General features: G+C 58.7%; 17 protein-coding genes and 1 pseudogene. 5 read left to right on the top strand and 13 right to left on the bottom strand.

Annotated features, from left to right (window positions below; genetic code table 11):
* The 10 genes from ABIB60_RS14440 to ABIB60_RS14485 form a co-directional block, all read right to left on the bottom strand.
* On the bottom strand, positions 1–225 hold a 225-nt coding region (locus ABIB60_RS14440; protein WP_354580848.1), incomplete at its 3' end, for a hypothetical protein.
* Positions 226–302: 77 nt separating this feature from the next.
* The gene (locus ABIB60_RS14445; protein ID WP_354580850.1) at positions 303–1220 is read right to left on the bottom strand and encodes a hypothetical protein; all 918 of its coding nucleotides are present in this window, start codon (positions 1218–1220) and stop codon (positions 303–305) included.
* An 802-nt stretch (positions 1221–2022) separates the two neighbouring features.
* Positions 2023–2631, bottom strand: a complete 609-nt coding sequence (locus ABIB60_RS14450; RefSeq protein ID WP_502915129.1) for a hypothetical protein — start codon at positions 2629–2631, stop codon at positions 2023–2025.
* A 375-nt stretch (positions 2632–3006) separates the two neighbouring features.
* A complete protein-coding gene (locus ABIB60_RS14455) occupies positions 3007–4419 on the bottom strand; it encodes a TlpA family protein disulfide reductase (protein ID WP_354580853.1) in 1413 nt (470 codons plus the stop codon).
* Between the two features lie 166 nt (positions 4420–4585).
* Positions 4586–6274, bottom strand: coding sequence for an alpha/beta fold hydrolase (locus ABIB60_RS14460; RefSeq protein ID WP_354580854.1), 1689 nt, complete (start codon positions 6272–6274; stop codon positions 4586–4588).
* A 94-nt stretch (positions 6275–6368) separates the two neighbouring features.
* On the bottom strand, positions 6369–6599 hold the full coding sequence (locus ABIB60_RS14465; protein ID WP_354580855.1) for a hypothetical protein: 231 nt from the start codon (positions 6597–6599) through the stop codon (positions 6369–6371).
* Positions 6600–6719: 120 nt separating this feature from the next.
* Positions 6720–7616 carry an alpha/beta fold hydrolase gene (locus ABIB60_RS14470; RefSeq protein WP_354580857.1) on the bottom strand — a complete coding sequence of 299 codons (897 nt, stop codon included), beginning with the start codon at positions 7614–7616 and terminating at the stop codon, positions 6720–6722.
* A 65-nt stretch (positions 7617–7681) separates the two neighbouring features.
* A complete protein-coding gene (locus tag ABIB60_RS14475) occupies positions 7682–9043 on the bottom strand; it encodes a S41 family peptidase (protein WP_354580858.1) in 1362 nt (453 codons plus the stop codon).
* Between the two features lie 486 nt (positions 9044–9529).
* On the bottom strand, positions 9530–10261 hold the full coding sequence (locus ABIB60_RS14480; RefSeq protein ID WP_354580859.1) for a LytR/AlgR family response regulator transcription factor: 732 nt from the start codon (positions 10259–10261) through the stop codon (positions 9530–9532).
* The gene (locus ABIB60_RS14485; RefSeq protein WP_354580861.1) at positions 10261–11313 is read right to left on the bottom strand and encodes a sensor histidine kinase; all 1053 of its coding nucleotides are present in this window, start codon (positions 11311–11313) and stop codon (positions 10261–10263) included. The genes ABIB60_RS14480 and ABIB60_RS14485 overlap by 1 nt, the downstream gene beginning before the upstream one ends.
* 1325 nt (positions 11314–12638) lie before the next feature.
* Between ABIB60_RS14485 and ABIB60_RS14490 the strand changes: the two genes are divergently transcribed.
* Both ABIB60_RS14490 and ABIB60_RS14495 read left to right on the top strand, forming a co-directional pair.
* Positions 12639–13601, top strand: a complete 963-nt coding sequence (locus ABIB60_RS14490) for a hypothetical protein (RefSeq protein ID WP_354580863.1) — start codon at positions 12639–12641, stop codon at positions 13599–13601.
* Between the two features lie 415 nt (positions 13602–14016).
* Positions 14017–14235 (top strand): hypothetical protein, encoded by a 219-nt coding sequence (locus ABIB60_RS14495; protein WP_354580865.1) that lies wholly within the window; start codon positions 14017–14019, stop codon positions 14233–14235.
* A 71-nt stretch (positions 14236–14306) separates the two neighbouring features.
* On the opposite strand, the gene ABIB60_RS14500 is transcribed toward ABIB60_RS14495, so the two are convergent.
* Positions 14307–14633 carry a hypothetical protein gene (locus ABIB60_RS14500; RefSeq protein ID WP_354580867.1) on the bottom strand — a complete coding sequence of 109 codons (327 nt, stop codon included), beginning with the start codon at positions 14631–14633 and terminating at the stop codon, positions 14307–14309.
* Positions 14634–15057: 424 nt separating this feature from the next.
* On the opposite strand from ABIB60_RS14500, the pseudogene ABIB60_RS14505 reads away from it, so the two are divergent.
* The 3 genes and pseudogenes from ABIB60_RS14505 to ABIB60_RS14515 form a co-directional block, all read left to right on the top strand.
* A pseudogene (locus ABIB60_RS14505) lies at positions 15058–15360 on the top strand (NUMOD4 domain-containing protein); the annotation flags it as partial.
* Between the two features lie 27 nt (positions 15361–15387).
* The gene (locus ABIB60_RS14510) at positions 15388–15729 is read left to right on the top strand and encodes a hypothetical protein (protein ID WP_354581063.1); all 342 of its coding nucleotides are present in this window, start codon (positions 15388–15390) and stop codon (positions 15727–15729) included.
* A 1238-nt stretch (positions 15730–16967) separates the two neighbouring features.
* A complete protein-coding gene (locus tag ABIB60_RS14515; protein WP_354580868.1) occupies positions 16968–22535 on the top strand; it encodes an FG-GAP-like repeat-containing protein in 5568 nt (1855 codons plus the stop codon).
* Between the two features lie 144 nt (positions 22536–22679).
* On the opposite strand, the gene ABIB60_RS14520 is transcribed toward ABIB60_RS14515, so the two are convergent.
* Positions 22680–24365, bottom strand: a complete 1686-nt coding sequence (locus ABIB60_RS14520) for a T9SS type B sorting domain-containing protein (protein ID WP_354580870.1) — start codon at positions 24363–24365, stop codon at positions 22680–22682.
* 520 nt (positions 24366–24885) lie between these two features.
* Entirely contained in the window at positions 24886–25290 is a 405-nt protein-coding gene (locus ABIB60_RS14525) for a hypothetical protein (RefSeq protein ID WP_354580872.1), read from the bottom strand.
* Between the last annotated feature and the right edge of the window lie 452 nt (positions 25291–25742).

Genomic DNA, 25742 nt, shown 5'->3' on the forward strand with positions numbered 1-25742 from the left:
TTGAGTAATTAAGAAAGCACTGTGTTGTACTACTTGAAGGCTTTGTAAAAAGCTTGGTAAGCTGATGTTCTTGGAAAAGTTGATTGACATAATGTAAGTTCTACCCCCGACCTCGGAATAGTGGTGGTTTTGCCTCTGCTGTGCGGGACGGTACTGGCGTGGTACTTTGCCGAGGACAACACTGTTTCGGGTGTTTGTAAGACTCATCTCCTCGGCACGTTTCATAAACGTTAGTTGCTGGCCCCTATTGAAAAGATTCCTTACTCACTGGAGTACACTGTTTGCCTACGCAGCCTGATGGATCAGTTACTTGCTTGCAACTCTGCTTGCGCCTTAGCCAACTCGTCTGGGCTGAGTTGGATGTGAGCACGCACAGTGGTCCACAAGGGGGCCGGTGTGCGTGCTATAGCTAACCATAACAAAGGGCTCAGGTATTCGCGGCGATAGGCATCAGGGCAGCGTACTGTTTGCTCGAAAAGACCAAGCACCGTCGGGTTGGGGTAGTGTGCCAAAGCTTGGTAGCAATACTTCCATTTTTGGTAATCGTAATGGTCGTCCGCCCATTCCTGTGCAAACACAGCTTTAACAAACGGATAAAAGTAGAGGTCTGGGTAGTGATGTACCGCTTGCAAGGCCGCATATTGGGTGGCTTCTGCAGCAAAAAATGAAGCGATTAGCTGCTTATCTGCTGGCCGGCGATAGCGGGCCAGCAGCTCCAGCGCTGGTTCGCTACGCTCCTGAACGACTAGATTCCGGATCGTTTGGTAATTAACTGCTGTAGGTGGCAGACGTGTGATAGCGCCGTAACGGGCGCTCAGCACGATGGAAGGATCATGGACTAAGACGCTATCTAAGATCTGCTGCTGACGCGCGCGGAACGGATCACCGTCTGTATCCGAGTATCTCAGTTTAAGCGCCCCGACAAAGTAATCACCTACGTACTCGCGCCCTCCAATGCAACCGGAGAGGATTTTCACCTGCGCCGTGTCGTGTAAATGCGCTAGCAACAGGGAGAAGGCATTAGCCGGCTGCGCGGTGGCCAGGGCCCGAAAAGCGTAGCACCGAATGACCCCGTTGGTATGGTGAGTCAAGGCTACAAGTTCGGCATCGGTAGCTTCCTGCTGCAAGCGTTCATAACGAGTCCATTGAGCCGATAACTCGCCAGCTGCGCCTACGTACTTTCCTGTAACTAAGCTGTCAGCCACCAGGGCAGCGACCACGCGAGTGAGTGACGGACTCAGCGGGGGCTGAGAGCCTGTCGGAGCGGGCACCTGTACTTGGTCTACAGGCTGGGGCGGATTACATGACCACCCCAGCAAGCCAAGTAAGGCCCAAAGAATTGTTTTGGCGTTCATCAACGGGCTACACGAAAGTTCTCAGAAATGAGTCCTGAAACTAGCGTTTTTGAAGCTGACAGAGGTCCTCGCGAAGTACTCAGTATAAATGGTGATTTTAACACACGGTATGGCGCCTCTACTTGCCTATTCCACCTTCTCGCCTATTCCACCTTCTCGGCTGTGCTGCTGCCCGACCTAGTGGAGGCGCTACTGGGCCACTTGGCGCTGGACCTCCTTCTCCAGCTGCGGGTTGAGTTCCTGCACCAGTTTGTGGATGGGTCTCGTCTTTGGAATCGCATAACGATTTCCAAACGGTCCTCTGTTAAAAGTCAACACAGAGGGGGTTACTATTACGCTCCTCTCAGAGACCAAGTCATTTCATGCGTTTGGCATTTTACAAACGCTCGTTTAAAAAGGGAATAGAATCTTGAGTTGCCAACACGCGATTCGGTCAAAAAATGACCGAATTGTAGACGCTTCTGGCACTTGGCTCAAAGGGCCTAAAAACGCATACATTCGGGGCTTTTCTCGTGATTGCTTTTTGGGCACTCTTCTCTGACCTGATGGAGGAGATAGCTAGGGGGTAACTATCGGCAGTCGCTCACTGGTAAGACCGTTTTGTAGTTGGAGTAATCTCACTGACTTCATCATGTTGTTGCTATTCTTCTATTGCGTAAAAGTTGCCTTACCGATAGATGAAGCGATACTGAATACCGAGGTTAACGGCAGTGGTAATCCCGGTCTTGTTGCCCAAATTGCTTCCAGGATACGAGGAGTTGGTGGATTGCAGGTTCTTATAGAACATCCAATCTATGAACCCAGCCAGATGGGATCCGACCACATAGCGAGCACTCGGACCAGCCGCCAGAAATGCATTTCGAACCTGTGTGGTTGAGAGCGAACGTGTGGTAAGCACACCATTCTCCATGCGGGTAAACTCACTCTTACCCTGGGACCAGAACAGCACCGGCCCAACCAACACATCGAACTGTAGGTTCTTCCAAAGCTTATCTGCAACAGTATAGCGTGTCAGAATAGGTACGGCTAGACTCCGGGTAGTTGATAGTCCCCTCTCGATCACTGGTTGCCCGGCGTTGTTGGTACCGCTACCCCCATAGGCGAAGGACTGCTTTAATGGCGCAATTCCTGCTTGTATGGCTAAACTAGATGTTATCTGATAGCCTAACGTTAATTGGGTGCGATAGGCATTTGTACGGCCTGCCCCCCCGCTGGCTAGACCAGCGGGGGCTGAAAAAGCCAGTTGATAGTCTTGCCGACCATACTGCAAACCCACGTACCACCGCGGAAAAGGGATTGGTCGGTCGGTTTGTGCCCACAACGCACGAGTAGATAAGAGCAGACCGCAAAGCAATACGAAGCGAGTTAACACAGGTAAGAGGAGTTGAGGGCGGATAAAACAAAAGGAAAAAGCTATGTCGTCTTCGCCATGCCGGTCATCTTAGTGCGGCAATGAGCAAAGTATTGAGCTGTGTAAGCACAAAGGCGTCAGGCAACACGGGCGGCACTACGCCGCCCGTGAGCGCAGTCTGAATCTATATACGCGGGCATACCGCTGGCCACTCCCGTGAACGTTCACTTGTAGCGGGCTAGACGCTGTTTACCAATGAATTACTTGATTTACTATCATGAGCAAAGGTCCGCCCCTTATTTAAGGCTGCAGGGCTTGCTCCAGAGCCAGCACGGTGACGGCTCCCGCCGAGGGACGCGGGGCATTGGTCAAGCGGATGTGACCGTCGCGCCCGAGTATTAGATAGGTTGGGTACTCCCAAACATGGTAGGCGGTAGGCACGGTGGCATCAGGACTACGCAACTGCACCTGCTTCAAACCAGTGAGCTGCTCCGCAGCCACAACCTGCTGCCATTTCTTTTCCGGGTCATTCACAGCGATGGATACGAACACTACATCGCGGCCGGCGAAGTGACGGGCAAGCCGGGCCGCAGCTGGTAGCTCTTGGCGGCAGGGGGCACACCACGTACCCCAGAAATCGAGGTACACCACTTTGCCCCGAAAGTCGGTTAGGGATACGGGTTGCCCTTTCTGGTCCAGCAAGGTGAATGCAGGTGCCGGCTGGCCCGGTTGCAGGTGCTGTCCTTCAGCAAGCAGCTGGCGCAAATTACGGGTGAGTATTGTGTCGCGATTCAAGGCCTGAAACGTGGGGTAGGCAGCCACCACCGCCGCCCGGTTATCGGGCAATTGAAATGAAAGCAATTGATATAGTGCCCAGTCTCGGGCACGATTAGGCCCGAAGTCCGCCGTGGCCTGTGCGTACAGTCGTGCTGCTTCGGCAGGGTCCGCACGCAAAGGCCCTGCCGGCAGTAAGCGTCCCCCATACGCCGTGAGCAGGCGCAGTACCGGCTCCCGCATAACCTGTTTGTCGAGCTGGGGTCGGGGCAGTTGCTGCAAAAAATCGTAGTAGCTCGCCGGTAGCACCACGGCCTGCTGGCTCGCCGAGCGCCGGTAACCGGGATAGTCCAGCAGGATTCGGGCCCACTCCAGGTCAATATCCAAAGTAGCTTGGTGCTGAAAGGCAGGCGGCAGCGGGTGCGCGGCCGCGTAGCCAGCGAGAAAGAATTGCTGCTGCTGGCGGAACGCATCGGCTAGCTGCCGCATACGCTCAGGCGTGGTGGTGGGGGTGCGCTGCCGCTCGGGATGCGCCGCCGTGGGAGCCCCCTGAAAGCGCCACAGGGCCTGCGCCAAGTAGTTGTTGGCAGCCGCGCCCCGGCCGCGGTAGCGTACTGTCTCGTCGAAACGCGGAAATTCCAGTGTCAGCTGCAGGTGGTCGCCTGGACTCAGGTAGAGGGGCGTACGCTGGCGGGCGTACGATAAAGAGGCTGGTGACGCTTCACTTAGCCCGGTTACGATTAGGGTAAAATTACCGGCCGGGCTCAAAGCCGTTTTGACCTGCTGGGTGCCAACCCACAGCCGCACCGTATCCCCGGCTGGGGCGTGGTCAAGATGGCCCCGTAATACCACCACCGGCGACCGGGTGGGGTGAGGTCGGGAAGGGCCTGGAGCAAATTGAGCGGCTAGCAGTACAAACCAATAACCAAGTGAAAGCATGTAGTTGAAAATAGAGGGTAGTTAGTCAGGAAGGAGATTACGCTACCGTATCCGCGGCAGGAGGCAATTATCGGGCTTGGCTGCGCGGGTCGGCTGCGGCCGCGCGAAACAGGATGGCAAGGCCAAGCAGGCGGCACCAATGGCCTTTACACATGCCCCTTACCGCTTAGGGAGCGTTGGCCGTTCGGAAGAAACGGGTTACCTGCTCGTTAAACGCTTGCGGGATTTCCTGCGGGGCGAAGTGAGTAGCGCCTGGAAAAATCACCAGCGTGGCCTGGGGCAGATGAGCGGCGATGCTTCGGGTATGCAACGGCAGAATAAGGTCATGCTCGCCCGCCATAACCAGAGTAGGAGCCTGGATTCGGGTTAGGTTCTCGAACGTGAGTTGGGGCTCCCGCAGCAGTAGTTGCAACAGGCGGGTCTGGGTGGGGGAGGCGGCTTCCGGGTGGGCGGCTCGTTGCTGCAGCACCCGCCAAAAGTCGGGGTTTAAAGCCTCGGTGCCGGGGAACAGGTTGGCCCCCATCACCGCCAAGCGCCGCACGTAAGATGGGTAACGCAACGCCATCGTCAGGGCCGTGTTGCCGCCATCGCTCCACCCCAGCACGTTCACTTGCCGCAGCTGCAGCGAGTCCAGCAGTTGCCGCATATCGGCCGCAAACAATTCGTACGAGAGCGGGGTAGTCGTCGCGTCCTGGCTGCGGCCCTGAGCGCGCGTGTCCACGGCAATCACCCGAAAGTGCCGGCTAAGCTCGCCGATCTGCGCGGCGAAGGCTTCGATGGACTGACTGTTGCCGTGTAGCAGTAACAGGGGCTCGCCCCATCCGTACTCCTCATAGTAAAGCCTGCCCCCGGTCACGGCTACCGAGCGGCCCACGGCGGCGCTGTCGCCGTAGTGCCGGGAGGAGGCCGGACGGGCTAGCCCACCCAGCAGAGGCCCGTAGCGCAGGCTGTCCGACAAGGCTGCCTGCTGGGTAGGCAGGTCCGTTCTCCTGGCTGGGCCGTAGGAATCCGCCGTAAGGTAGAGGCTCAGGTGGCCCGGCTTTACAGCCTGCCACTGGGCCTGGCTTTTCTCCCGAAACAGTATTGTGTGACCCGGCGTGGGTACGGCCGCCAGCCCGAACGCTTTTGTTTGCCCGGGCAGGGACTCGCTGCGGAGCCACTGCAGCGTTACGGCTACTTTCCGCTCTCCTTGCAAGCTTACCTGGTAGGGCCGCAGGTCAATTTTCACCCAGCCACGGGGCTGCGTGACCGTGAATACCACATCTTTGTGCGGTAGCGCTGCGCCAGGCAGCCCCCGGTCAACACGGTAGAACTGGAGTCGAAATATGACCGACTTAAACCGGTTAAAGGCCACAAAAAAGCTTACCGACCGCACTTGACACTTCGGGTCCACGGACACCACCGTTCCTTGTTCCCGCCCCAGCTCGTCGCTCACCAAGCTGGGCTCCGTGTACAAGTTCGCCCCCATAAATGTAGCGCTGCCCGTACGGCCGAAGGTTGTAGTTTGGGGCGGGCGGGCCCGCACGGTTACCTCCCCGAGCGGCACGGCCACCGGCGGGAGGTAAATGGTTTGCGCTCCCCGCCGGAACTCTTCTACCGAAAGTTGCACGGGCGCGTAGCCCACGCAGGATACCAGCACCTGCGCCGCTGCGGCGGCTGCCGGCAGCGAAAATTTGAACATCCCCCGCTCGTTGGCTACTGAGCCCAATGGCTGGTGGACAATCCCTAAGGTTGCGAAAGGAACGGGAGCATGCGTAGTGCGGTCCAGGACCGTGCCTTCCAGCCGCAAGACCTGCGCAGACAAGACTTCGCCGCGCAAACAGCATATAAGCAACATAAACCAGAATAGGCGCATATAAAACCTGATTAAGAGATAATATGGAGCAAGTCTATGCTCGTGAAGCGCAACGGGTTGGCGCCTGGGGCTACTTTAAGGGATAAGGTGGACCTTACTTCGCAGCCTCAATCGTGCTGACTGCTTGCTGGACCAGGGCCGCAACCTGCTGCCGGGCGGGCCGCGTAGCCTGTTGCTGCTCAATTTGCCGGAGCAACTCAACCAACCGGCTGGTATTAACAAAGGGCTTGTAGGCCACGCCCAACTCCTGGATGCGGGTGATACCTTGCGTCAGGGCCGGCAGGTCGTCCAAGCGCCCCAGCAAACCACCCAGACCCGGCAGCATCTGTAAACGGCCGTTGAGGCCCGCCAGTCAAGGACACGCGCCTAACTAATTCAGCAACCCGTTATGACTTGGCTTGCAGGGTTGTGGGGATAGCGCTAATTAGGGATGCTCGTGCTGAGCTTAGAGGTGCCGTTGGGCTTTACATTCTTGGTATACCCGAGCAACTGTTTCCACCACCAGTTGGGGACTGTCCTGCATCACGTAGTGGCCGCTGCCCGGCGCCAACACCAAGGTCCGGTTGGCCGCGCCAGCCACGAAAGCCTGGTGGGCTTGTGCCCATTCAGCTCGCTCCGCGGCCGAATTTCCATAGGAGCGGTCGGCCAGAATGTCCACGACCGGCACGGTAGTGGGGAAGGGATGCCGGCGCATTTCCTGTACGTCTTGCTCGGCGTTGGCCAGCATCCAGTACTTGCCGGGCTCCGTGTGGCGGAACTGCTCCTTCTGCCCGCCGTACTCGCGCTGGAACGCGGCCACCCGCGCATCCGTGTAAAAGGCCACGTGGCTGGCGTCCAGCAGCACAGCGGCCCGGACCTGGCGGGGGTAGCGGGCGGCGAACAGGGTGGAAAAATAGCCCCCGAAAGAGTGGCCCACCAGCTGGTAGTCGCCCCCTAACCGGAGCTTATCTAGGCCCGCCTTTAAATCCTTTACTTGCTGGACCAAACTCATGCGCTTAGGATTTAAACTGCTGCGGCCAAACCCAGCCCGGTCGTAGGTCACGATGGTAGCACCGGTAGCCCGGTAGAGGGCTTTGACGGTCTGCTGCCACACGGCCCCGGTATCTCCTCCACCCGCTTCCAGCAGCAGAATGGGCTGCTGGCCGGGCCACACGGTAAAATGAAGCTGGTGCCCGCCCACCCGTACGAGCGTGTCCACGGCGGCCGGCAGCGAGTGGGCCTCAGCCTTGGTCAGGGGTAACGAGCAACCTTCCAGCGGCGGCAGTTGTACCGGCACGTACGGTAGGGGCGAACCAAGGCTATTTACTGCCAGGAATGCGCAGAGAATAAGCGGTTTTAACATACTGAGGGATAATGATGGTATAGTAGGACGACAGGGCACAATATGCTCTGCTCCACTTAGCAGAGTCAGGGCGTAGGGCGGCGGTTGGCAAGCAGTTCCACCGCCCGCTCCCGCAGCTCGTCGCGGCCGTCACGGAACCCAGCGGGGGTAGGAGACAGTACGACGTCGGGCACAATGCCTACTCCCTGGGTCGGGCGCCCATTCGGATAGAATACTCCCAGACCCGACATGCCCGTCACGAGTCCACCCGGCAGCACTATCCGCGTCCGGTTGCCATCAGCTCCGGCAGTCTGGCTGCCCAAGATGGTGCAGTGCGGCGTAGCGCGCAGGGCCATGGCCGTAAACTCGCCCAGGCTAAGCGTCGTGGCATTGACCAACACCACCAACTGGCCGGTATATGGGCGCTCCGCCCCCGGCCGGGGTAAAAGCGTGTCGGGTTCGGAAGTCAGAAAGCGCCCCGGAAAGCGGCTATCAAACTGCGAGTACTGGGCAAATAAGGTGGGCTGAGCAAGAAAGTAGCTCGCCAGCTCGTGGGGCACGAAGTCACCGGGATAGTTGCGCAAATCAACCACAATGCCTTGCGTCTGCCGAAGCGCCTGCATCATGCGGGGTAGCTTCTGCTTGCGTATCTGAGCCATATCGATGTAGCCGATGGTGGGAGTCAGCAACCGGTACATGCTATCGGCTATGGCCCGGGGCACGGGTGGCAGGGTGGCAATCAAGCGGCTTGGCGCAACAACGCGTAGTGGCTGCCCGTCCCTGATGATGGCCAACGCCAACTCCGGGGCCGGGCTGAACAGCATTTCCCGGGCAATTTGGCGCAGGCGGGCGGCGCGGTTGGACCCCGGGGTTTCGGGCAGGCGCTGGCGCACCAGCTCCGCCACCGGCTGGCCCTTGACGTGGGTAATAATATCTCCCGGCTTCAACGGGCTGGGCGCGTCCGGCCGCACCCGCTGCACCACCACCTGCTGCCCGATAAACTGCACGGCCGCCGGCACCAGGTAGGTGCCCATTTCTTGCTCCAGCAGCGGGTCCGGAGCCAGCGTGGCGTGGCCGTCCTGCAGGCGGCCCGCTAGCACCAGCACGGCATGGCGGTAGCGCAGGGGAGTGTCGGCCGCCACGAACAGGGGGAGCAAGTCGGACAGTACGCGAGTCCAGTCCGGCTTCGTTAGGTCCTTATAGGGCGAGAAATACTCTACCATGTTCCAGAAGCGGCACAGAGCCAGGATGCGCAACGCGGTGTCAGGACAGCGCTGATCGGCATACGCTTCCTCGTGCGGAAACACTGCGTTGCCCGCCGGTGCCTTTCCAACGTAGTAGGGCTCATCCTGATAGCGGTTTGCTTGGATAAAAGCCAGCTGCCGGCGCAGAGCTGGGGTAAACAGCCGGGAGCCCCGAATCCAGCGTAGGTCCGGGACGGAGTGCACCGGCTGAGAGGGTGGCCCAGCGCAGCCAGCACACACGGGTACGGGACCCAGACTGGTGACCCAACTACTAAGTAGGTGCTGCTGCACAGTAGCTGAGCGGCAGGCCAACATCTTGGGCAACTGGCGCAACAACTCAGCGTCCCAATCCCGCTGTCCTCCCGCGACCGCCGGGTGGTAGTACTTCAAGAACCCCCAAAGCTGGCCCAAGGCGGCCACCCCTTCCACTTGGCGCGGCGTCAGGGGCGCATTAGTACTACTGCGTTGGGCCGCCGACTCGTTGGCTGACAAAAGCGTACGTGGGTGCGCGCGAAGTGAAACGGAGCACAACGTGATGAGCAGCCAACAAATCCACATTCGAAACATAAGACAAGGGGAGAATAGTCCTGGGAAATGCCGGGTAGTAAGGCAGACCGAGCAACGCACGAAATGGATGACGGGGAGAACGGAGTTGCAGGCAGCAGAGAAAACAGCGGGATGATTCAGGGCTTATTCTAGGCCTTTGCTACCGACCACATGGCGCTGCAAAGCCTCGAAAAAGCCGCGCCGGTAGGTGTCACCCAGCGGGGCGCTGGCCTTGCCGTCCTGAAACAGAATTAGGTTACCATCCAGGGCCTTGATTTTAGGCAAGGACACAATGTAGGACTTGTGCACCCGCATAAATTGGGCAGCCGGCAGCCGCTCCTGCAAATCCTTGATGTTGAGCAGGGTGATAATGCGCTCCTGCTCGGTATAAATAGAGACGTAGTTTTTCAGGCCCTCCACATAGACGACCTCCCCGAAGCTCACCTTGCGCATGCGGCCCTTGCTTTCAGTCTTGACGAAGATGTAGTCTTCGCTGGGCGGGGCGATGGGCAGCGCGGGCGGGGCCTGAGCCTTGAGGGCTTTCTGGGCCGCCTTGAGAAACCGTTCGAAGGCAATGGGCTTGAGCAAGTAGTCTAGGGCCTCCAGTTCGAAGCCCTTCAGGGCAAACTCGCTGTAGGCCGTGGTCAGAATCACCTGGCATTTGCCCGTGAGCAGGGGCATGACCTCCAGACCCGAGAGCTGGGGCATGTGAATGTCGAGAAACACCAGGTCCACGGGCTGGGTGGCTACCAGGCGCAGGGCCTCCACGGGGTGGGTGGTGCTGGCCACCAACTCCAGGAAAGGCGTTTTCTCCACGAACTGGCGCAGGATATCGATGGCGCCCTGCTCATCGTCCACAATCAGACAGCGTATCACTATAGGGCTAAGGTCAGGTGAGTGGCGTACGAATCGGGCATATCGTGAATAGTTAGCTTGTGGCGGTCAGGATAAATAGCCGCCAGCCGGCGGCGGGTATTCTCGATGCCAATGCCCGTACTGTGCTCCACCGGCCCGCTGTGCTTGCGGTTACTAGCAAAGAAGATCAACTGATTTTCTTGTACCCGTAAGTGTACCAGTACCGGGTGGTCAGCGTCAAAAAGCTCCCCGTGCTTAAAGCAGTTTTCCACGAAGGTGATGAGCACCAGCGGCAGGATCAGCAGAAATTGCGTGCTGCCCTCGACCTGCAGCTGCACCTGCAGCGAATGACCGAAGCGCAGCTGATTCAGGGCCACGTAGTTGCGCAGGTGCTGAATTTCCTTGTCTAGCATCACCTTACCCTGCTCGCCACCCTCGTTGAGGGCGTAGCGCATGATGTCGGAGAGCAGCAGCACGCTCTTGGCCGTAGGCTCGGAAAGCGGGTACACCTGGGCGTAGAGGAAATTGAGGGCGTTGAACAGGAAATGCGGGTTGATCTGGCTTTTCAGGAAGGCAATATCGGCTTCCAGCAAGCCGCGCTCCTGCTGATGAAGTTGCTGCTCCTGAGTGCGTAATTGCTGCTCGTGCAGACGCAGTTGTTTTTGCATGCTGATGGCATACGCGGCGTAGGCATACGTGAAGCTATAGCCCAAAAACTGCACGCCGCGCCAAATTGCTGAGGACCAGAATACGCGGGCATTTTGATACGTTAACGTCATCGTAATACCCGTAGCGGGCACTAGGTACACGGCCAGTAGAAAACGGAAAGCGCAGTAGCCCGCCAATAGCCCGATTAGACCCAACGCATACTGCCCGTAGCGCTTAGTATTGTAGTAGCGAGGGAATATCCACAGCGCGTGGCCATAGAGAAGTAAAGCTGAAACAGCATAGTTGGGTACGGATTCAATTGGGTTCGGAACCGGGGCACTCAACGCCCATAGGCACAGCACCTCGTACAGATAAAATATAGCCCACAAGCTGACGTGAAAAAGAATAATTTTAATGCGCGGCACGGTAAAAGCGGATGGGAGAGAATAGGCGGAGGATAGTGCAAAAGTGCTCATAAAATTTTCTCGTAATAAAGAGACCCCTCACCGGACAGCAGAAGCTTCCTGTTCCCTTGGCAGCGGATGTGCCAAGCTCAACTTTACCCCTACCTTTAAAGCCGGTTGCAGCCGCCAATCATTGCGCGTGAGGCCTTGCAGGCGAAGGTGCGGCCCGCCGCCAATGTGGGCATCCAGCGAGCCATGCGCGCCAATCCGTCGCGGGACGCCCCACAAGCGCGTCCCGCCGTAATAGTCGCGGTACAGGCGCGAACTGGGACTGTAGACCTGAATAAAGCTATCACTGGCCTGCAACGCCACGTAATTTCCGGCGAAGGGGCCAGCGGTCCTCCCGGCAGCGCGCCGCTGGGCTTGGTGATAGTAGTAACGCAAGCCTAGATCCAGGCCCAACTAACTGACGAGGGCACTGGGCTGGTCCCGGGCCGACCGGGCCTTGGCTCGGTTCTCGATCCGCCAGCCGCTGGACACGTTGGCATATGCAGCCCACTCTGGTAGGAACTGCCGCTCCACACCGACCGCTACCGGTAATGAAAAGTCCAGGTGACCGCCAATGTGTAGGCCGCGGGTAAGGCCAGTGCCAAGCTTTACGAGAGTGGATGATTGGAAATTAGGCAGAGATGAGGCTTCTATTATTGCCGGGGATGCTCCTCTGATGGCTTGTGCCTGTAAGACTATGGGTCTTACAATGACAGCTACTGGAAAGGAAAAACTAAGGTAATGATAACGCATGCAACAGCAGAAAAGAAGGAAGAATAGCAGGTGAGAAATCAGCCGCCATGACTGATTGGCCTCACCTTGTTTGCTAATTCAAACCTATCTCTGCGGCAGCGGGTCGCAAATATTATTACACCAACGACCTGTTTCGCGGTACCAACGCTAGGTAGTATAGCAAATCCGATCGTGAGGGCTCTGGTATGATCTGGCCGTGGACGCCTTACCTGCACGGTGCCACATACAAGCCGTCTCATTTCAACAATACGATTTCATTGCCAGTGGCAGCTAGTTGAGGATCTGTTAAGCCGGGAACTACCAGTGTGCCTTGAAGCTGGCCTGCAGCTGCCCGGCGCGGCGCAAGCCCCTGATTCGCCCAGGCCATAATTCCGCCTCCAGCCTATACAGCGTGAGTCAGCGTTGATACCGCGAAACAGGTCATTGGTGTAATATCCTTTTGCCAGCACCAGACAAGTGATAGGTTTACATGCCATTCTGGCCAGTACACTGGTGACACCGAACATCTACCGCTCTGCTGTCGCTCTTCCCCGCTCGATAACCTTATGCGTCTTCTCCTTGCTGCCGTATTACTTACCGCTGCGCTCTGCGCCTGCACCACCCAACGGGCCAAGATACCGGCTGAGCCGGTGTACCCTTGGTTTAACTTCACTTGGTACAAAGCGCAGGTGGCCGGCCGCACGTTCGATAAGGCCGCCATGCTCGTGCCCGTGCAGCTACTGGGCCTACGGGGTAACTTCGTTGCCCAGTTTGATTTAGGCAGCGATGGTACCAGCCTCTACGAAAATGCCCTGCGCAACTATTTCGCCAGCCGTGCTCAACTCTACGCCACCGTGGACACCACTCAGCGGCTGGTCTCGGATGGCGGGCAAGTTAGCTACGTGACAGCGGGATTGCCACTACACGTTGGCCCCACGATTATTGCCCACCCGGTACTAGCACGCGGCGCGGGAGAACTGGTGTCGAAAGACTCGTTGCACAGTACTACGCCGAAGATGATTGGCACTATAGGCGCTAACTTTCCGAAAGGTAAAGTACTGATCATCGACTACCCACGCCAGCGCATGTGTGTACTGGACTCGGTTGATACCTACTGGCGCGCCCGCACCACCTTTGTGGCCAGTCGAATGCGTAAAGGCCGCCTACATATTCCCCTGACCATCAATCAGCATACCTATTGGGCCTTATTCGATACAGGAGCGAGTCTGTTTCCGTTAAGCACGGATGAGCACACGTGGAAAACGCTGGTGGCAACTGGCCCTCCCACCGACTCCATGCGGGTTTCCTCCTGGGGCGAGCAGGTAGCCTTTTACGGTGCGCCAATACAATCAGACGTGTACCTGGGTGCTACTAAGTTACCCAGGGGCCAAGCCTGGTTTAACCGCAACAAGCGCCTATTGGCCTTTAATGCTGAAGAACAAATTGCCGCCTTGACGGGCAACGGGTTTTTTAGCACCAGTATCCTCGTATTGGACTATCAGCGCAACCGTTTTGGCGTAGTTTACTAACCGCGCCTTTCTCTGTACAACTCGGATAGCGGGCAGTAGGGAAGAAGAGAGCTGTTGAAACAGGCACCATCAGTTCAGTAAACTGGTACAGGCACAGTAGTTCAGCGCTGCTCTTGTATGGGCAGCAAAACGGTACTTGACCGCACGGCCACTGCACCGCCTGTATCCAGCCTTAGTAGACCGCTCCCTGTCGGGCAGGCTGCAACAGATAGAAATACTGGCCAGGGGGCACGCCCGCTCCCCAGCGTTGTGGTACTCGCGGGCATAGTATACTTCCACGCCCTAGTAGTTGTAAATCGTCAGCGCCCATGGGCAAGAGCACAGCCAGCACCAGCGCGTGTTAACGGAGCTTGTGCAACACGTGCTCACCCAAAATGCGCAACTGCAGTAACAGGTCTACTCCCTCAGCCACGCCTTGGAGGGCACTCTGCCCGTTAGCGAGCCGCTGCCGTGGCTGAAAACGCTTGCCCAAGCTCTGACCCCTATTCCAGGGCCGCTGCCTGAGGCCCCGCCAACGGCTGAAGAGCAAGCCATCGTGGAACTCCTGCAGGCGGCCCTCACGTCGTCGGCTACTCCGGAACCCGTGGCCCGCCCCACTCGTCCGCGCACCCCCAAGACCCACACCCCCGACTAGTGCAGGTGGCCGGCGATAGGGGGCTCATCAAAGGCCAATAGCAGCTTTAGAGTGCTTAAATATTTATCGCCCTAATAACCATGATAAACGGCTGCAACTAAACTATCTGGCCCCAATGCAACTGCGATTTCGTGAGAAGCAAGGGCAGAGGTTGCATACACGTAGACAATACCTGGTTGTTGTGGACGAGGTTCTATTCGTATAGGAGGACCCATAATACTCAAAACCTGATGACGGTCCATTCCAATTTCTATTCGTTGAGAATTGCTTGAGTTGCGCGTGGCTTGCTCTACATCAGAACCAGAAAAGAAAACGAAGTACAGAGCAAATATTCCACATAGTATCACTCCTGATAATATTATTAAACTTTTGAGTAGCCATCGTAACATAGTGTTCATAAACAAAGGAGTAAAATGAGTACTGAAAATGATTCAGTAACTGCCACTTTACGGGCACTGCTGGTTGGGTTTCCGGCAGCGGCGCTGGGGTGCAGCCAGCAGCACCTGTTGAAACTGCGGGCAGTCTGCTTTGCCGCTTGACTGCTGGTCGGTGTACTCTGGACCGATGGTAGCTCCCGTGCGCTCAGCAAAGGCTCACAGTTCCCGCAACGGGCTCTCGGTAGGCGGGCCTTGGCCCGGGGTGCTCACGCGGGCGTCGATGGCGGCTGCCAGGGCTAGAAGGGAACAACCAGGTATTGGGAGTGCCGTGCGCTTTTCTTAGCAGCCTATCCTAGCTTGCCAAGCTGGTAAACTATTTCTTCTTCTCCAGGTAGTACACCTACACGTCTTATTTCTTCTCTTCAGTACGGGTTATATGAGTTATATGTCGAATAGTGCCGTATTGGCGGCGGGACGAACCGTCACGTATTTTCCTAGTCCTATTCTCTCGTTCTTGGCGACAGCGGCCATTGTTGAAATCAGGAATACAATAGCTGAACTTGATAATGGTCTGCTGCTACCGCTCAGCGCAGTAGAGCTCGTTCACACAAACGAGGAATGGCTACCCGTGCAGGGTTTCCTTGACCGTTACGTCGTTTCCTCCCACGGCCGAGTCGTGAGCTTATCCTACCGGCAAACCGGCCGGCAACGGCTCCTGCGGATTTGTGGGTCTGGACGCTATCCCTCGGTAAATTTGCATGCGAACGGCACCCTCGTGCAAACGGGCTTAAACCAACTGGTGGCGCAGCATTTCCTCCCGGCGCCCGCCGAGGGGCGCCTGCGCCACCTACTGCCCAAAGACGGAAATCACCTCAATGTGCGCGCCGACAACCTGCAATGGGCCGACCGGGGGGAGATGGACGACTTGGTCGTGCTGCAACGATTTCATGCTTGCGGCGTGCGTAATGCGCACAGCAAGTTGACGCCCGAGCTGGTGCGGGAGATTCGGCACCTGGCCTCGCAGGGGCACTCCAACCAACAGCTAGCCACGCAGTACGGGGTTAGCCGGCCCGCTATTTCCCTGCTTGTGCGAGGCATCACCTGGCGTACAGTGTAGCCTGACAGCACATGCCTTGTTCCCGTTCATGCACGTGCAAAAAACAAATCCGCGTTGAACACTTCCCAGTGTCCAAAAAACGGCCCCGAAAACGCAGGCTTTCGGGGCCTTCTAGTGAGGTGGGGCGAATGTTCCAAATCCGGTCGATTACTGCACGGACACAACAATCAACCCGCTGCTGGAGTAGGAGGCGCAGCACCAGGTGGCCCAGCAGCGCGTACGTCAAGCTAGCCAGCAGCACAGCCGAAGCGATAGGATAAGTAGGTAGCCATCTTATCAATGTCAAAAACAACGTGCTTATGCCCAACCTGCTCCTTGACCGTTTGCTTTTGGCCGCCCACCTGTTGATAGCTTTCTTTCTATCAGGAGTGTTTATATTCTTGGTGTATCAAGGAAGGGGCGGAAATTTGCCAATTATCTTGTTCTGGACGTGGGAATTACTGACCCTACTGCTGCTCGCCTGGGTAGTAGGGCTCTTGGGATGGCGGCTGTGGCAGCGGCGGTGGGGCCGGTTGGTCGGGTTGGCTCTGCTAGTGGGAATTGACGGGCTAGTTGTGTTGGGGTATCATTTTCTGTTTGCCGTTGCTGGCATGGCAGCCGGCCCTAATTAGCAGAGCAGCAAAAAGTGCATGTTGTTTATCTAAAGTACGACGCTGGCCACACCCAATTCCGGGCAACCCAACCCACCACTTTCCCAAGACCGCTCCGATAAGTCGTTTTATGCTTTTTTGCTAAGACCAGGGAGCCATTCTCCTATCTCTGCCTCCTCTGCACCCATAATTGAGTTTTGTGCCTATCTGTTGGTCAACTTCCTTAACGTACTATGTACCCCGTTTGCTGAGATGACCCCACTATGCCGCTGAGCAGGGCGGGCCGCAGGGTACGTCGGAAAGAGGGCATAAACGATACTGCGCCGGCCTACCTTATTAGGATGTGAAAGCGCTGGATACGGCAAATAAGTAGGTGGGTGTGCTTCGAAGGTACTCATGCAGCTGCTGGCTGACAACAGCCGACGCTTCCTCCACTCGTCACTTGCCACTCCGGAAGCGCCAGTGCTCGGCACTGACGCAGTACCGGGGCAGATGGAATGCCCGAAGACCGCGCAACGGGTTAGCAGGAAAACAGGGGGCTTTGTACCTTTAGCGGGTACTGTACATCATAAGGTGTTTATCGCTTTCCGCTTGGGTCAGACACCTGCTTATTTACTCCACGGCTTTACGCCTGCTATTCCTTCAATTATGCCCAATTTCTACGCCCGGACCGGCAACGTATGCCCTTCCCGTAGTACGCGCTGCCTTCTGCTGCTGCTATTGCTAACCCTGGGTCCGGCTTCGTTTTACCGGGCGTTTGCTCAGGCTCCAGCCTGGCAGCTGGCCATGAGCGGCAACAACAACCAACCCATCCTGGGCACTTCCGTCGCCCGCGCTACGGTTACGGATGCCAGCGGCGACGTGCTGGTAGCCGGACACTTCAACGGGCAGGTAACCTTTGGCTCCATCCGGCTGTCAAGTGCCGGCTCCAGCGACTTGTTTGTGGCTAAATGGAACACGGCCGCCGGGGCGTGGACGTGGGCAGCCAGTGGAGGTGGCACTGGGGCCGATTTTGGCTATGGACTGGCCGTGAGCGGCTCCAGCGTATACGTGAGCGGCGCATTCACCAGTGACCGCAACGTCCGCATCAGCGGGCAGGACCTGCCGGGAGCAGGTGGTACCGACGCGTATGTTGCCAAGTTTACCGACAATGGCTCCAGCGTAACCAACGGCTGGGCCGTCAGCGGGGGCGGTACAGGCTTTGACTACAGTTATGGGGTGGCCGTGAGCGGCCCCAGCGTGTACGTAACAGGCTCTTTTGTCAGCAACACGGGAGCCGTACTAGCTGGCCAGGCACTACCCGGCGGGGGCGGCAATGACGTGTACCTGGCCAAGTTTACGGACGCGGGCAGTAGGGTAGTGAACGGCTGGGTAGCAGCGGGCGGGGGCACCGGCGCCGATGTGGCCAACGGCGTAGTGGTCCGCGGCAGCGAGGTGTATATCACGGGCTCCTTTGCCAGTGCCCGCGGCGCAATCATTGCCGGTCAGGCGCTGGCGGGGGCGGGCGGCGACGACATGTTTGTGGCCAAGTACACCGATAACGGCGCTGATTTTACCAATGGCTGGGTTATCGATGACGGCGGACTGGGAGCTGACACGGGCTACGCCCTGGCCGTGAACGGCACCAGCGTGTACGCCACGGGCTACTCTGCCAGTACGCAACCCGTGTTTGCGGGGCAAACCCTGTCCGGGGCGGGTGATGCCGACTTGTTTCTGGCCAAGTACACCGATACGGGTGCCGGGTTCAGCAACGGGTGGGCGACGGGCGGGGGAGGCAGCAGCGCCGATTACGGCTATGGCCTGACCGTGAGTGGCAGCACCGTATTCCTATCGGGGTCCTTCCATAGTCTAGGCCGCCCGGTGGTGGCGGGCCAAGCCCTGACGGGGCGGGGCGGGCGGGATGCCTACGTGGCCCAGTTCAATGACAACGGCACGAGTTTCAGCAACGGCTGGGTGGCAACGGGTGGGGGCGGAAATAACGACAGCGGATACGGCGTGACCGTGACCACCGGAGGCGTTTTTCTGGCCGCAGGTACCGGCGGCGACATGCTCAGTCTGCCGGTAGCTAGTTTTGGCGGGGCACCTGCCTTATCTGCGCCCCTGGATGCCGCCGTGCTGGGACAGTTACAGCCCGCTACGGGTACCTGGCTGCGCCTGGAAGCGCCATTGCAAGGAACCGAATCGCAGGTCAATGCCGCCGCCACCGATGCGGCGGGCAACGTCTTTGTGACCGGCTCGTTTGCGGGCCAGGTCAGCTTTGGTAAAACTCAGCTGCTTAGCGCGGGCAGCTACGATGTATTTGTGGCCAAGTGGAACACGGCCGCCAGTTCCTGGGACTGGGCCGTGAGCGGTGGGGGCCGCAACATTGAAACCAGTAACGGTATTGCCGTCAGCGGCAGCAACGTGTACATCACCGGCACCTATAATGGCATCGCCAACAGCACGCAAGGACCGGTTACGATAGCCGGGCAGACGTTAACCAGCGCCGCCAACAGCCAGGACGTATTCGTGGCCAAGTTTATTGACAATGGTAACAGTGTTGCCAATGGCTGGGCTATCAGTGCCGGTGGCGACAGCCAGGATTTCGCCAGTAGTATCGCGGCCAGCGGTACTAGCATCTATATCACCGGGTTTTATTCGGGCTCGGCTGCATTCGCCGGTCAAGCGCTGACTTCGGCGGGCGCCACTGATATAGTGGTGGCCAAGTATGTGGATAACGGCCTGGGCGTCAGTAATGGCTGGGCCGTCAGCGGGGGCGGACCCAACGAGGATGTTGGGCGCGGCATTGCCGTCAGTGGGGCGAATGTATACGTAACAGGGGCGTTTACGGCAACGGCTACTCTATCGGGGCAGCCCCTGACAGCAGCGGGCCTTACGGACGTGTTCGTAGCCAAATACACCGACGCGGGCGCGAGTGTCGCAAACGGCTGGGCCGCGCAGGGTGGGGGCGCTTCGACCGACGCGGGGCTGAGTATTGCCCTGAGTGGCAGCAGCGTGTACGCCACGGGTTCCTTCCTAGGTAGCGCCACTTTTGCGGGGCAAACCTTCAGCAGTGCCGGGGCCAATGATTTATTTGTCGCCAAGTACGTGGATAACGGCCCCAGCTTTGCCAATGGCTGGGCCCTCCGCGGTGGCGGCCCGAGCGATGACAAAGGCTACGCCATTGCGGCAGTGGGCAATAACGTATACCTGACCGGGGGCTTTACCGGCAACGTGACCCTGGCCGGGCAGGCGCTGACGGCCAATGCTGGCAACCAAAACCTGTTCGTAGCCAAGTACGGGGACAACGGCAGCTCCGTGAGTAACGGCTGGGCCAGCAGCGGCGGCGGCAGCGGTACCGACGCGGGTCTGGCCTTGGCCGTGAGCGGCCCGCGCATCTACGCGGCGGGCTACGTGACGCCTGCGGCCACCTTCGGCTCCTTCACCCTGATAAACCCGGCCAATACCCTCATCAATTTTTTGGGCCGGGTGGATGAGCCCCTGCCCGTCATCACGAGCTTTACTCCCACCAGCGGCTATGAGGGCACAAATGTGACGCTCAACGGCACGAACCTGGCGGGCACCACCCTGATAACATTTGCCGGGAGCAGCAACAATACGGTCAGCACCGACTTCGTCGTCAACGCCGCGGGTACGCAAATTACGGACATTTACGTGCCGGCCGGTGCCCAAACCGGTCCCATCCGCGTCACCACGGCGGGGGGGACGGCTACCTCAACGGACGTATTCACAGTTACGCCCGCCGTACCGAACCCGGTGCCCACTATGACGGCGCTCAGTCCGGCCACAGCGCCCGGGGGCAGTGGCCCGCTGGTACTCACGGTAAACGGGGTGAACTTCGCAGCGCGCGCGTTTATTCAGTTTAACGGGGTAACCCTGCCCACCACCCGGGTATCAAGCTCGGAGTTGACGGCTCAGGTGCCGGCCAGTGCCCTGGCGGCCCCGGGCACCTATTCGGTGACGGTAACGAACCCCACGCCCGGCGGGGGGACGTCGGCCCCGCTGCCTTTCCTGGTGACGGTTCCGGTTCCCCCCGTGGTTCTAACATTCACGCCGGTCACCGGCCCGGTGGGTACGCGCATCACCATCAACGGGACCGACCTGGGCCGCACGAGCGTCATTACGTTCACGGGCACCGTAGCCAATACGGTTACTACCGGATTTGCTGTGAATGCCGCTGGCACGCAAATTACCAACGTGACCGTACCGGCGGGGGCGCAAACCGGCCCTATCCGCGTGACAACCCCGGTGGGCACGGCCACGAGCCCGGCCGAATTCACGGTCACCAATACCGGTGCCCCCGCTATTAGCAGCCTTAGCCCCACCCGAGCGGCGGCGGGCATGAGCGTGCGGGTAACGGGCACGAACCTGAGCAGTATTACTGGCCTCCGGGTGAATGGAGTAGCCGTACCGCTAACGAGTATTACAGCCAGCACCAATACAAGTTTCACCTTCCTGGTACCCGCTGGTGCTACCGCGACCGGAAACACCACTGTTACTACGACCAGCGGGACCAGCAACAGCGCGGCCCTGACCATCGACCTGCGCTCCAGCAGCGACCCAGCGGCTAATTCAACTCGGGGGGCGGTGGCCAATTCCTTGGTTACTGTGCACTACAGTGAGCCCGTAACGGGTAGCCCTACCCTGGCCGTGTACTCGGCTCAGGCCGGTGGCCGCAAGCTGGGAACAGTGACTGCGGGTGGCAGTGTGGCCCAGTTTAGCGCAACCCCGGGCCGCTCGTTTACCAGCTTCCGTCCCGGAGAGGTGGTTCAGGTGAGCTTGCCGACTCCGGTGCGCAGTAGTGGGGGCATTGTGGCGGCCCGGAAGGTGTTTCAATTCACAGCCGCCGTGGCAGGCCTGGGTCGGGGGGCATTTCTGCCCGGCCCGGATCCGGTTGTGGGTGCCGGTCCTGAGGACGTGGCCATGGGCGACGTGGACGGGGACGGCGACCTGGACGTGCTGACGGCTAATACGACAGACAACTCCGTGAGCGTCCTGCTCAATTCCGGCGCAGGCGCGTTCACGGCCGCCGCCGCAGTAACCGTGGGCGCCGGCCCGGTGCGCGTTCTGCTGGGCGACGTGGACGGGGATGGCGACCTGGATTTACTGGCGGCCAGCTATTCCGCCGGTACGGTCAGTGTGCGGCTGAACAACGGAACCGGCAGCTTTGGCGGCACCCAGGAAGTTGCGGCCGGCAACGGTCCCCGAGGCCTGGCGCTGGGGGACGTGGATGGGGACGGGGACCTGGACCTGGCCGTGGGGAACGGGGTCAGCAACCTGGTCGTGGTGCGCCTCAACGGCAGCGACAGCTCGGGCTCCAATACGGGGATATTTGGCGGCGGGCAGACCATTTCGGCCAGCACCGAGTCGGGTGCCGTGGCCTTGGCCGACGTGGATAACGACGGCGACCTGGATCTGCTGGCCGCCAGCCTAGTAAGCAACCTGGTGGCGGTTCGCCTGAACGGTGGCGACGCTACGGGTAGCAACACGGGCGTATTCAGCGGCACCGGCTTTGTAACCGTGCGCGACAGCCCCACGAATATGGCCGTGGGCGACGTGGACGGGGATGGCGACCTGGACGTGCTAACCGCCAACTTCGGAACCTCCTCGGTAAGCGTATGCGTCAACAACGGCAGCGGCAGCTTTACCAACCCCCGGGATGTGGCCGTGGGCCCCTCGCCCTACGATATCGCCCTGGCCGACGTGGACGCGGACGGCGACCTGGATCTGCTCACGGCCAATGACGACTTCGGCCCGGGAGGTAACACGGTCAGCGTGCGCCTGAACGGCGGGGACGCTACGGGTAGCAACACGGGCGTATTCAGCAACGGATCGACCGTTGCCGTGGGTGAACAGCCCCGTAGTCTGGCCCTGGCTGACGTAGACGGGGATGGCGACCTGGATCTGGTGGCAGGCAACAGCGTAGGCAATACGGTTAGTGTGCGCCTGAATGGGGGCACCGTTCCCTTAGCGACCCGGGCCAGCCCAGCCCGGCTGGTTGCGACCCTGTATCCTAACCCGGCTCACACCACCGTCCGGCTGACGGATGCACCTGCCCGGACCCCGGTACACCTGCTCGATGCGGTGGGCCGCCAGGTGAGCTCTGGTTCGACAGATGCCACGGGGCAGGCAGTGCTTTCCTGGCCCGCCGGCTTGGCCCGGGGCGTTTACGTGGTACGCATCGGCAGCCAGACTCTGCGCTTGATAATTGACTAGCCGCGTCGGCAACAGGTACCGTTCCCCAGCCAACAGCCCGACGCTGTTGACTGGGGAACGGCTATTTCTAGGGGATGCCGTTACCGAAAACCACGGGGCCATTCACATATTCACCTCTGCTAGCCGCGTACTCATGGCCTCCTTCTACCGGACGACCTGCAGCCACCCTTTCAGGATTTGGTTGCGGGATTTCTCCTCCAGAATATAGTAGTAGCTGCCCTCGCCCAGACCCTGGGCCTGCCAATCCTGGCGGTAGGTGCGGGTGTGGAATACTTGGTTTCCCCACCGGTTAAACACCGACAGGCTCCAGGTGCCCGCCGGTAGGCCCGCAATCCGGAAGGCATCATTTCGCGCATCCTCGTTGGGCGTGATGATATTCGGAACCAGCAGCGGCGTCACCGAATCTGGGGGCAGGGCCGGCTCGTTGTTTGTCAACTTGGCCACCAGCGTGGCCAGCTGATCAACTCCTCGGGGCTCATGCTCGAGCAGCGTGGGGCCGAGCTGCACCGTATTGGCGTAATCTCCCGCCATGTATACGTCGCCCGCCGGGCTAACCGCCACGGCGGCGGGGAACAGATTGCCGCCACCCTGTTGCGTCACGCCCCATTGCGCCCGACCCTGCGGATCGTAGCGAACCAGGGCCAGGTTTCCGTAGGTGGCTGTACCCGTCAGCAAGGTCGCGCCGTAGCGGGCCTGACCGGCGTAGAAGTACCCGGCCAGATAGATGTTGCCCGCCTGATCCACGTCCACGGCCGTACCCGCATCCATTTGCGGCCCGCCTTCCTGCTGCGCCCAGCGCACGCGCCCGTGCGCATCGTACTTCACCAGGTAGGTATCCCACTCGCCCCGGGCAGTCAGCGTTACGTCGCCGAAGGTTGCTCCTGCCCCCTGGGCGACCCCGGTTACAATGGCATTGCCGGCTGCGTCCACCGCTAAGCCAGTGTTTATATTGTGGCTGCCGGGAGCGCCCCCGGTCCGCGCCCACTGCAGGCTTCCGTCAAGGGAGTAGCAGGCCAGAAACAGGGTCGTAGTCCCGACGGAAGCAAGGCGCGTTACCCGACCCGCCTCGGCCGCCAATACCGCCGGCCCGTCGAAGTGGCCGGAAAAGTACACCGCCCGGTTAGCCCCTACTTCGACCTGTAGCCGTTCGGCAAACATGATCCTGTTGCCCGCCGCGCTACGCACTGTGGTAATCCACAGTGGATTGCCCTCTGGATCGAGCTTTGTCAGGGTCGGGCCAAAATCGGAGGATGAGGCAGTGGTCTGCGTTAAAGCCACAACATAGGCATTCGTTCCATCGGTGGCGATGCCCATCCCACCACCCCGGCCGTAGGTACGCACCCAGCGCAACGTTCCCGTGCTCGCGTATTTGGCCACGTACACCGCGCCCGTACTGGGACTGCTGGTTGCGGCGGCATCGAATTGCGTGCGTCCCTTACAGGTACCCGTCACGTAGACGTTGCCTTGCGTGTCCAGCGCAAGGCCGTCCGCGTCGGTCCAGGAGTTATCCGGCCGGGGATTCTCCACCACGGTTCCGGCTTGGCGCACCCACAAGAGCCGGCCGCTCGGGTCGTACTTGGCCACAAACATATCGTACCAGCCCTTGCTCGTTAGCTCCGTGCTGCCAAACCGGGCCTGCGCGCTGAATTCTCCGAGCACGTACGTATTGCCCGTGGCATCGACCTTCACGGCTTTAGACCGAATATCCCGACTGGTCTTAACGGCCGAGACCCATTCCCAAGTGGGAAGCTGCTGGGCAAGGGTGACTGTTGGCAGGAGGGCCAGCAGTGCGCTAGCGAAAGTATAGGGGCGCAGTAGCCAAGAAAGCATAGGATAAGTGGATAGTTGAAGAAGCTTTCTATTGGCGTAACGATAGGCTACAACTTATGACTTGGCCTGGTACTGCCCGTAGCAGTATGTGGGGAGTACAAACGAATATGCCTAACTTTTGGGGTGATGCAAGCAGCTGATTAGTGCCACCGGCTCAGGCCCTTGGCAAGACTTTGCCAGCTACTGTACACCAAAACGTCGCACCTGAGAATCAACTTGCACAGGATAAACTCCAGGGGCTGGCTCAGCGGGCAGGAGTTGCGTGGCAGTGGCAGTTCCCCGGAGTACCGGGCGTCTTCGCGCATCAAGTACCTACTCGGCCGCGCCTAGCAAGCTCCCACTTCCAGCAACAACTCCAGCGCGAGGAGCACATCACCGTACTGTGATCAGCTAACTAGGTGCTTGCAAATACTGGCGGCAAACGAATTACTATCCAGTTACACGTACTTGTAAGCCACTTTATGACAAGCGGTTAGATTAGGCAAAGCCGACTTATTAGACAACGATTTGCCTAGTCGTTCTACCTAGAAATACATTGGTTAGGGGGCCTTCCCTTACACTGCGCCTGCTTTATGAACAGGATGACGTGCAGCACCAGTAAAAAAGGTACTGCCAGCAGAAGAGGCAGCCATAGAATTCTGAAATTCGAATCATGGTCAAGTAGACTGAGAAGATTATTAAACTCATAGTTTCCCCGCTCCATATCCACGGCATCATCCAGCGCCCACCCAATCAGCAGATAAGGTACCCACATGAGCACCCAGCGAATCCAATAGCGACGCAAGCCGTGCATTATCGCGCCGAGCAACGCGGCGGCCAGGACTATTCCTATTACTTGAGGAACCCACACGACAATGGCTGCTAACCAATCCTCCAACGACTTGATATCGGAGGAGAGCAGGAGTTGAAGAAGCATTGCGAGCATATATGCACTTGTTTACTTGTACTGGATTAGATCGTTGGCCACTTATTCGCTGAGAATGTGGTCAAGTCCAGCATGGATACCATATCATGGTTTACTGTCTATTTTTCAACCGAATTTGGTTGGCTTACCAATAGCCTAGTAGGCACTGCACAGAAAGTTGGTGTCCACATATGGAAAGTTAGCTCATAGGAATTTGACGAAGAGGCTTCTTCTGCGGCGTGAGTTCAAGAGTAAAATAACATAGTGAGTAAACAGGGTTTTAGCAACAGTGGGAACCCACAAACAGGAGACGTCTCTCTCGCTTCCATCCCCTTGTGTAATGAAAGTTCTCCCCCCACCTTGGGAAAGGAGGCGGTTTTTGCCGCCACTGCCTCTGCCCTCATCTTGCGGTATTTTAAATATAATAGAGCTACTCATCACCACGAGAATCGTAGCGGTAGATATCGACATCG

The sequence above is a fragment of the Hymenobacter sp. UYP22 genome (genome assembly GCF_040547285.1).
In the GTDB taxonomy this organism is placed as follows: domain Bacteria; phylum Bacteroidota; class Bacteroidia; order Cytophagales; family Hymenobacteraceae; genus Hymenobacter.

What these genes read in the sequence shown, in the direction of transcription:
- ABIB60_RS14455 (WP_354580853.1), bottom strand. Translation starts at nt 4,419, where the DNA reads ATGCTTTCACTTGGTTATTGGTTTGTACTGCTAGCCGCTCAATTTGCT.
- ABIB60_RS14460 (WP_354580854.1), bottom strand. Translation starts at nt 6,274, where the DNA reads ATGCGCCTATTCTGGTTTATGTTGCTTATATGCTGTTTGCGCGGCGAA.
- ABIB60_RS14465 (WP_354580855.1), bottom strand. Translation starts at nt 6,599, where the DNA reads ATGCTGCCGGGTCTGGGTGGTTTGCTGGGGCGCTTGGACGACCTGCCG.
- ABIB60_RS14470 (WP_354580857.1), bottom strand. Translation starts at nt 7,616, where the DNA reads ATGTTAAAACCGCTTATTCTCTGCGCATTCCTGGCAGTAAATAGCCTT.
- ABIB60_RS14490 (WP_354580863.1), top strand. Translation starts at nt 12,639, where the DNA reads ATGCGTCTTCTCCTTGCTGCCGTATTACTTACCGCTGCGCTCTGCGCC.
- ABIB60_RS14500 (WP_354580867.1), bottom strand. Translation starts at nt 14,633, where the DNA reads ATGAACACTATGTTACGATGGCTACTCAAAAGTTTAATAATATTATCA.
- ABIB60_RS14515 (WP_354580868.1), top strand. Translation starts at nt 16,968, where the DNA reads ATGCCCAATTTCTACGCCCGGACCGGCAACGTATGCCCTTCCCGTAGT.
- ABIB60_RS14520 (WP_354580870.1), bottom strand. Translation starts at nt 24,365, where the DNA reads ATGCTTTCTTGGCTACTGCGCCCCTATACTTTCGCTAGCGCACTGCTG.
- ABIB60_RS14525 (WP_354580872.1), bottom strand. Translation starts at nt 25,290, where the DNA reads ATGCTCGCAATGCTTCTTCAACTCCTGCTCTCCTCCGATATCAAGTCG.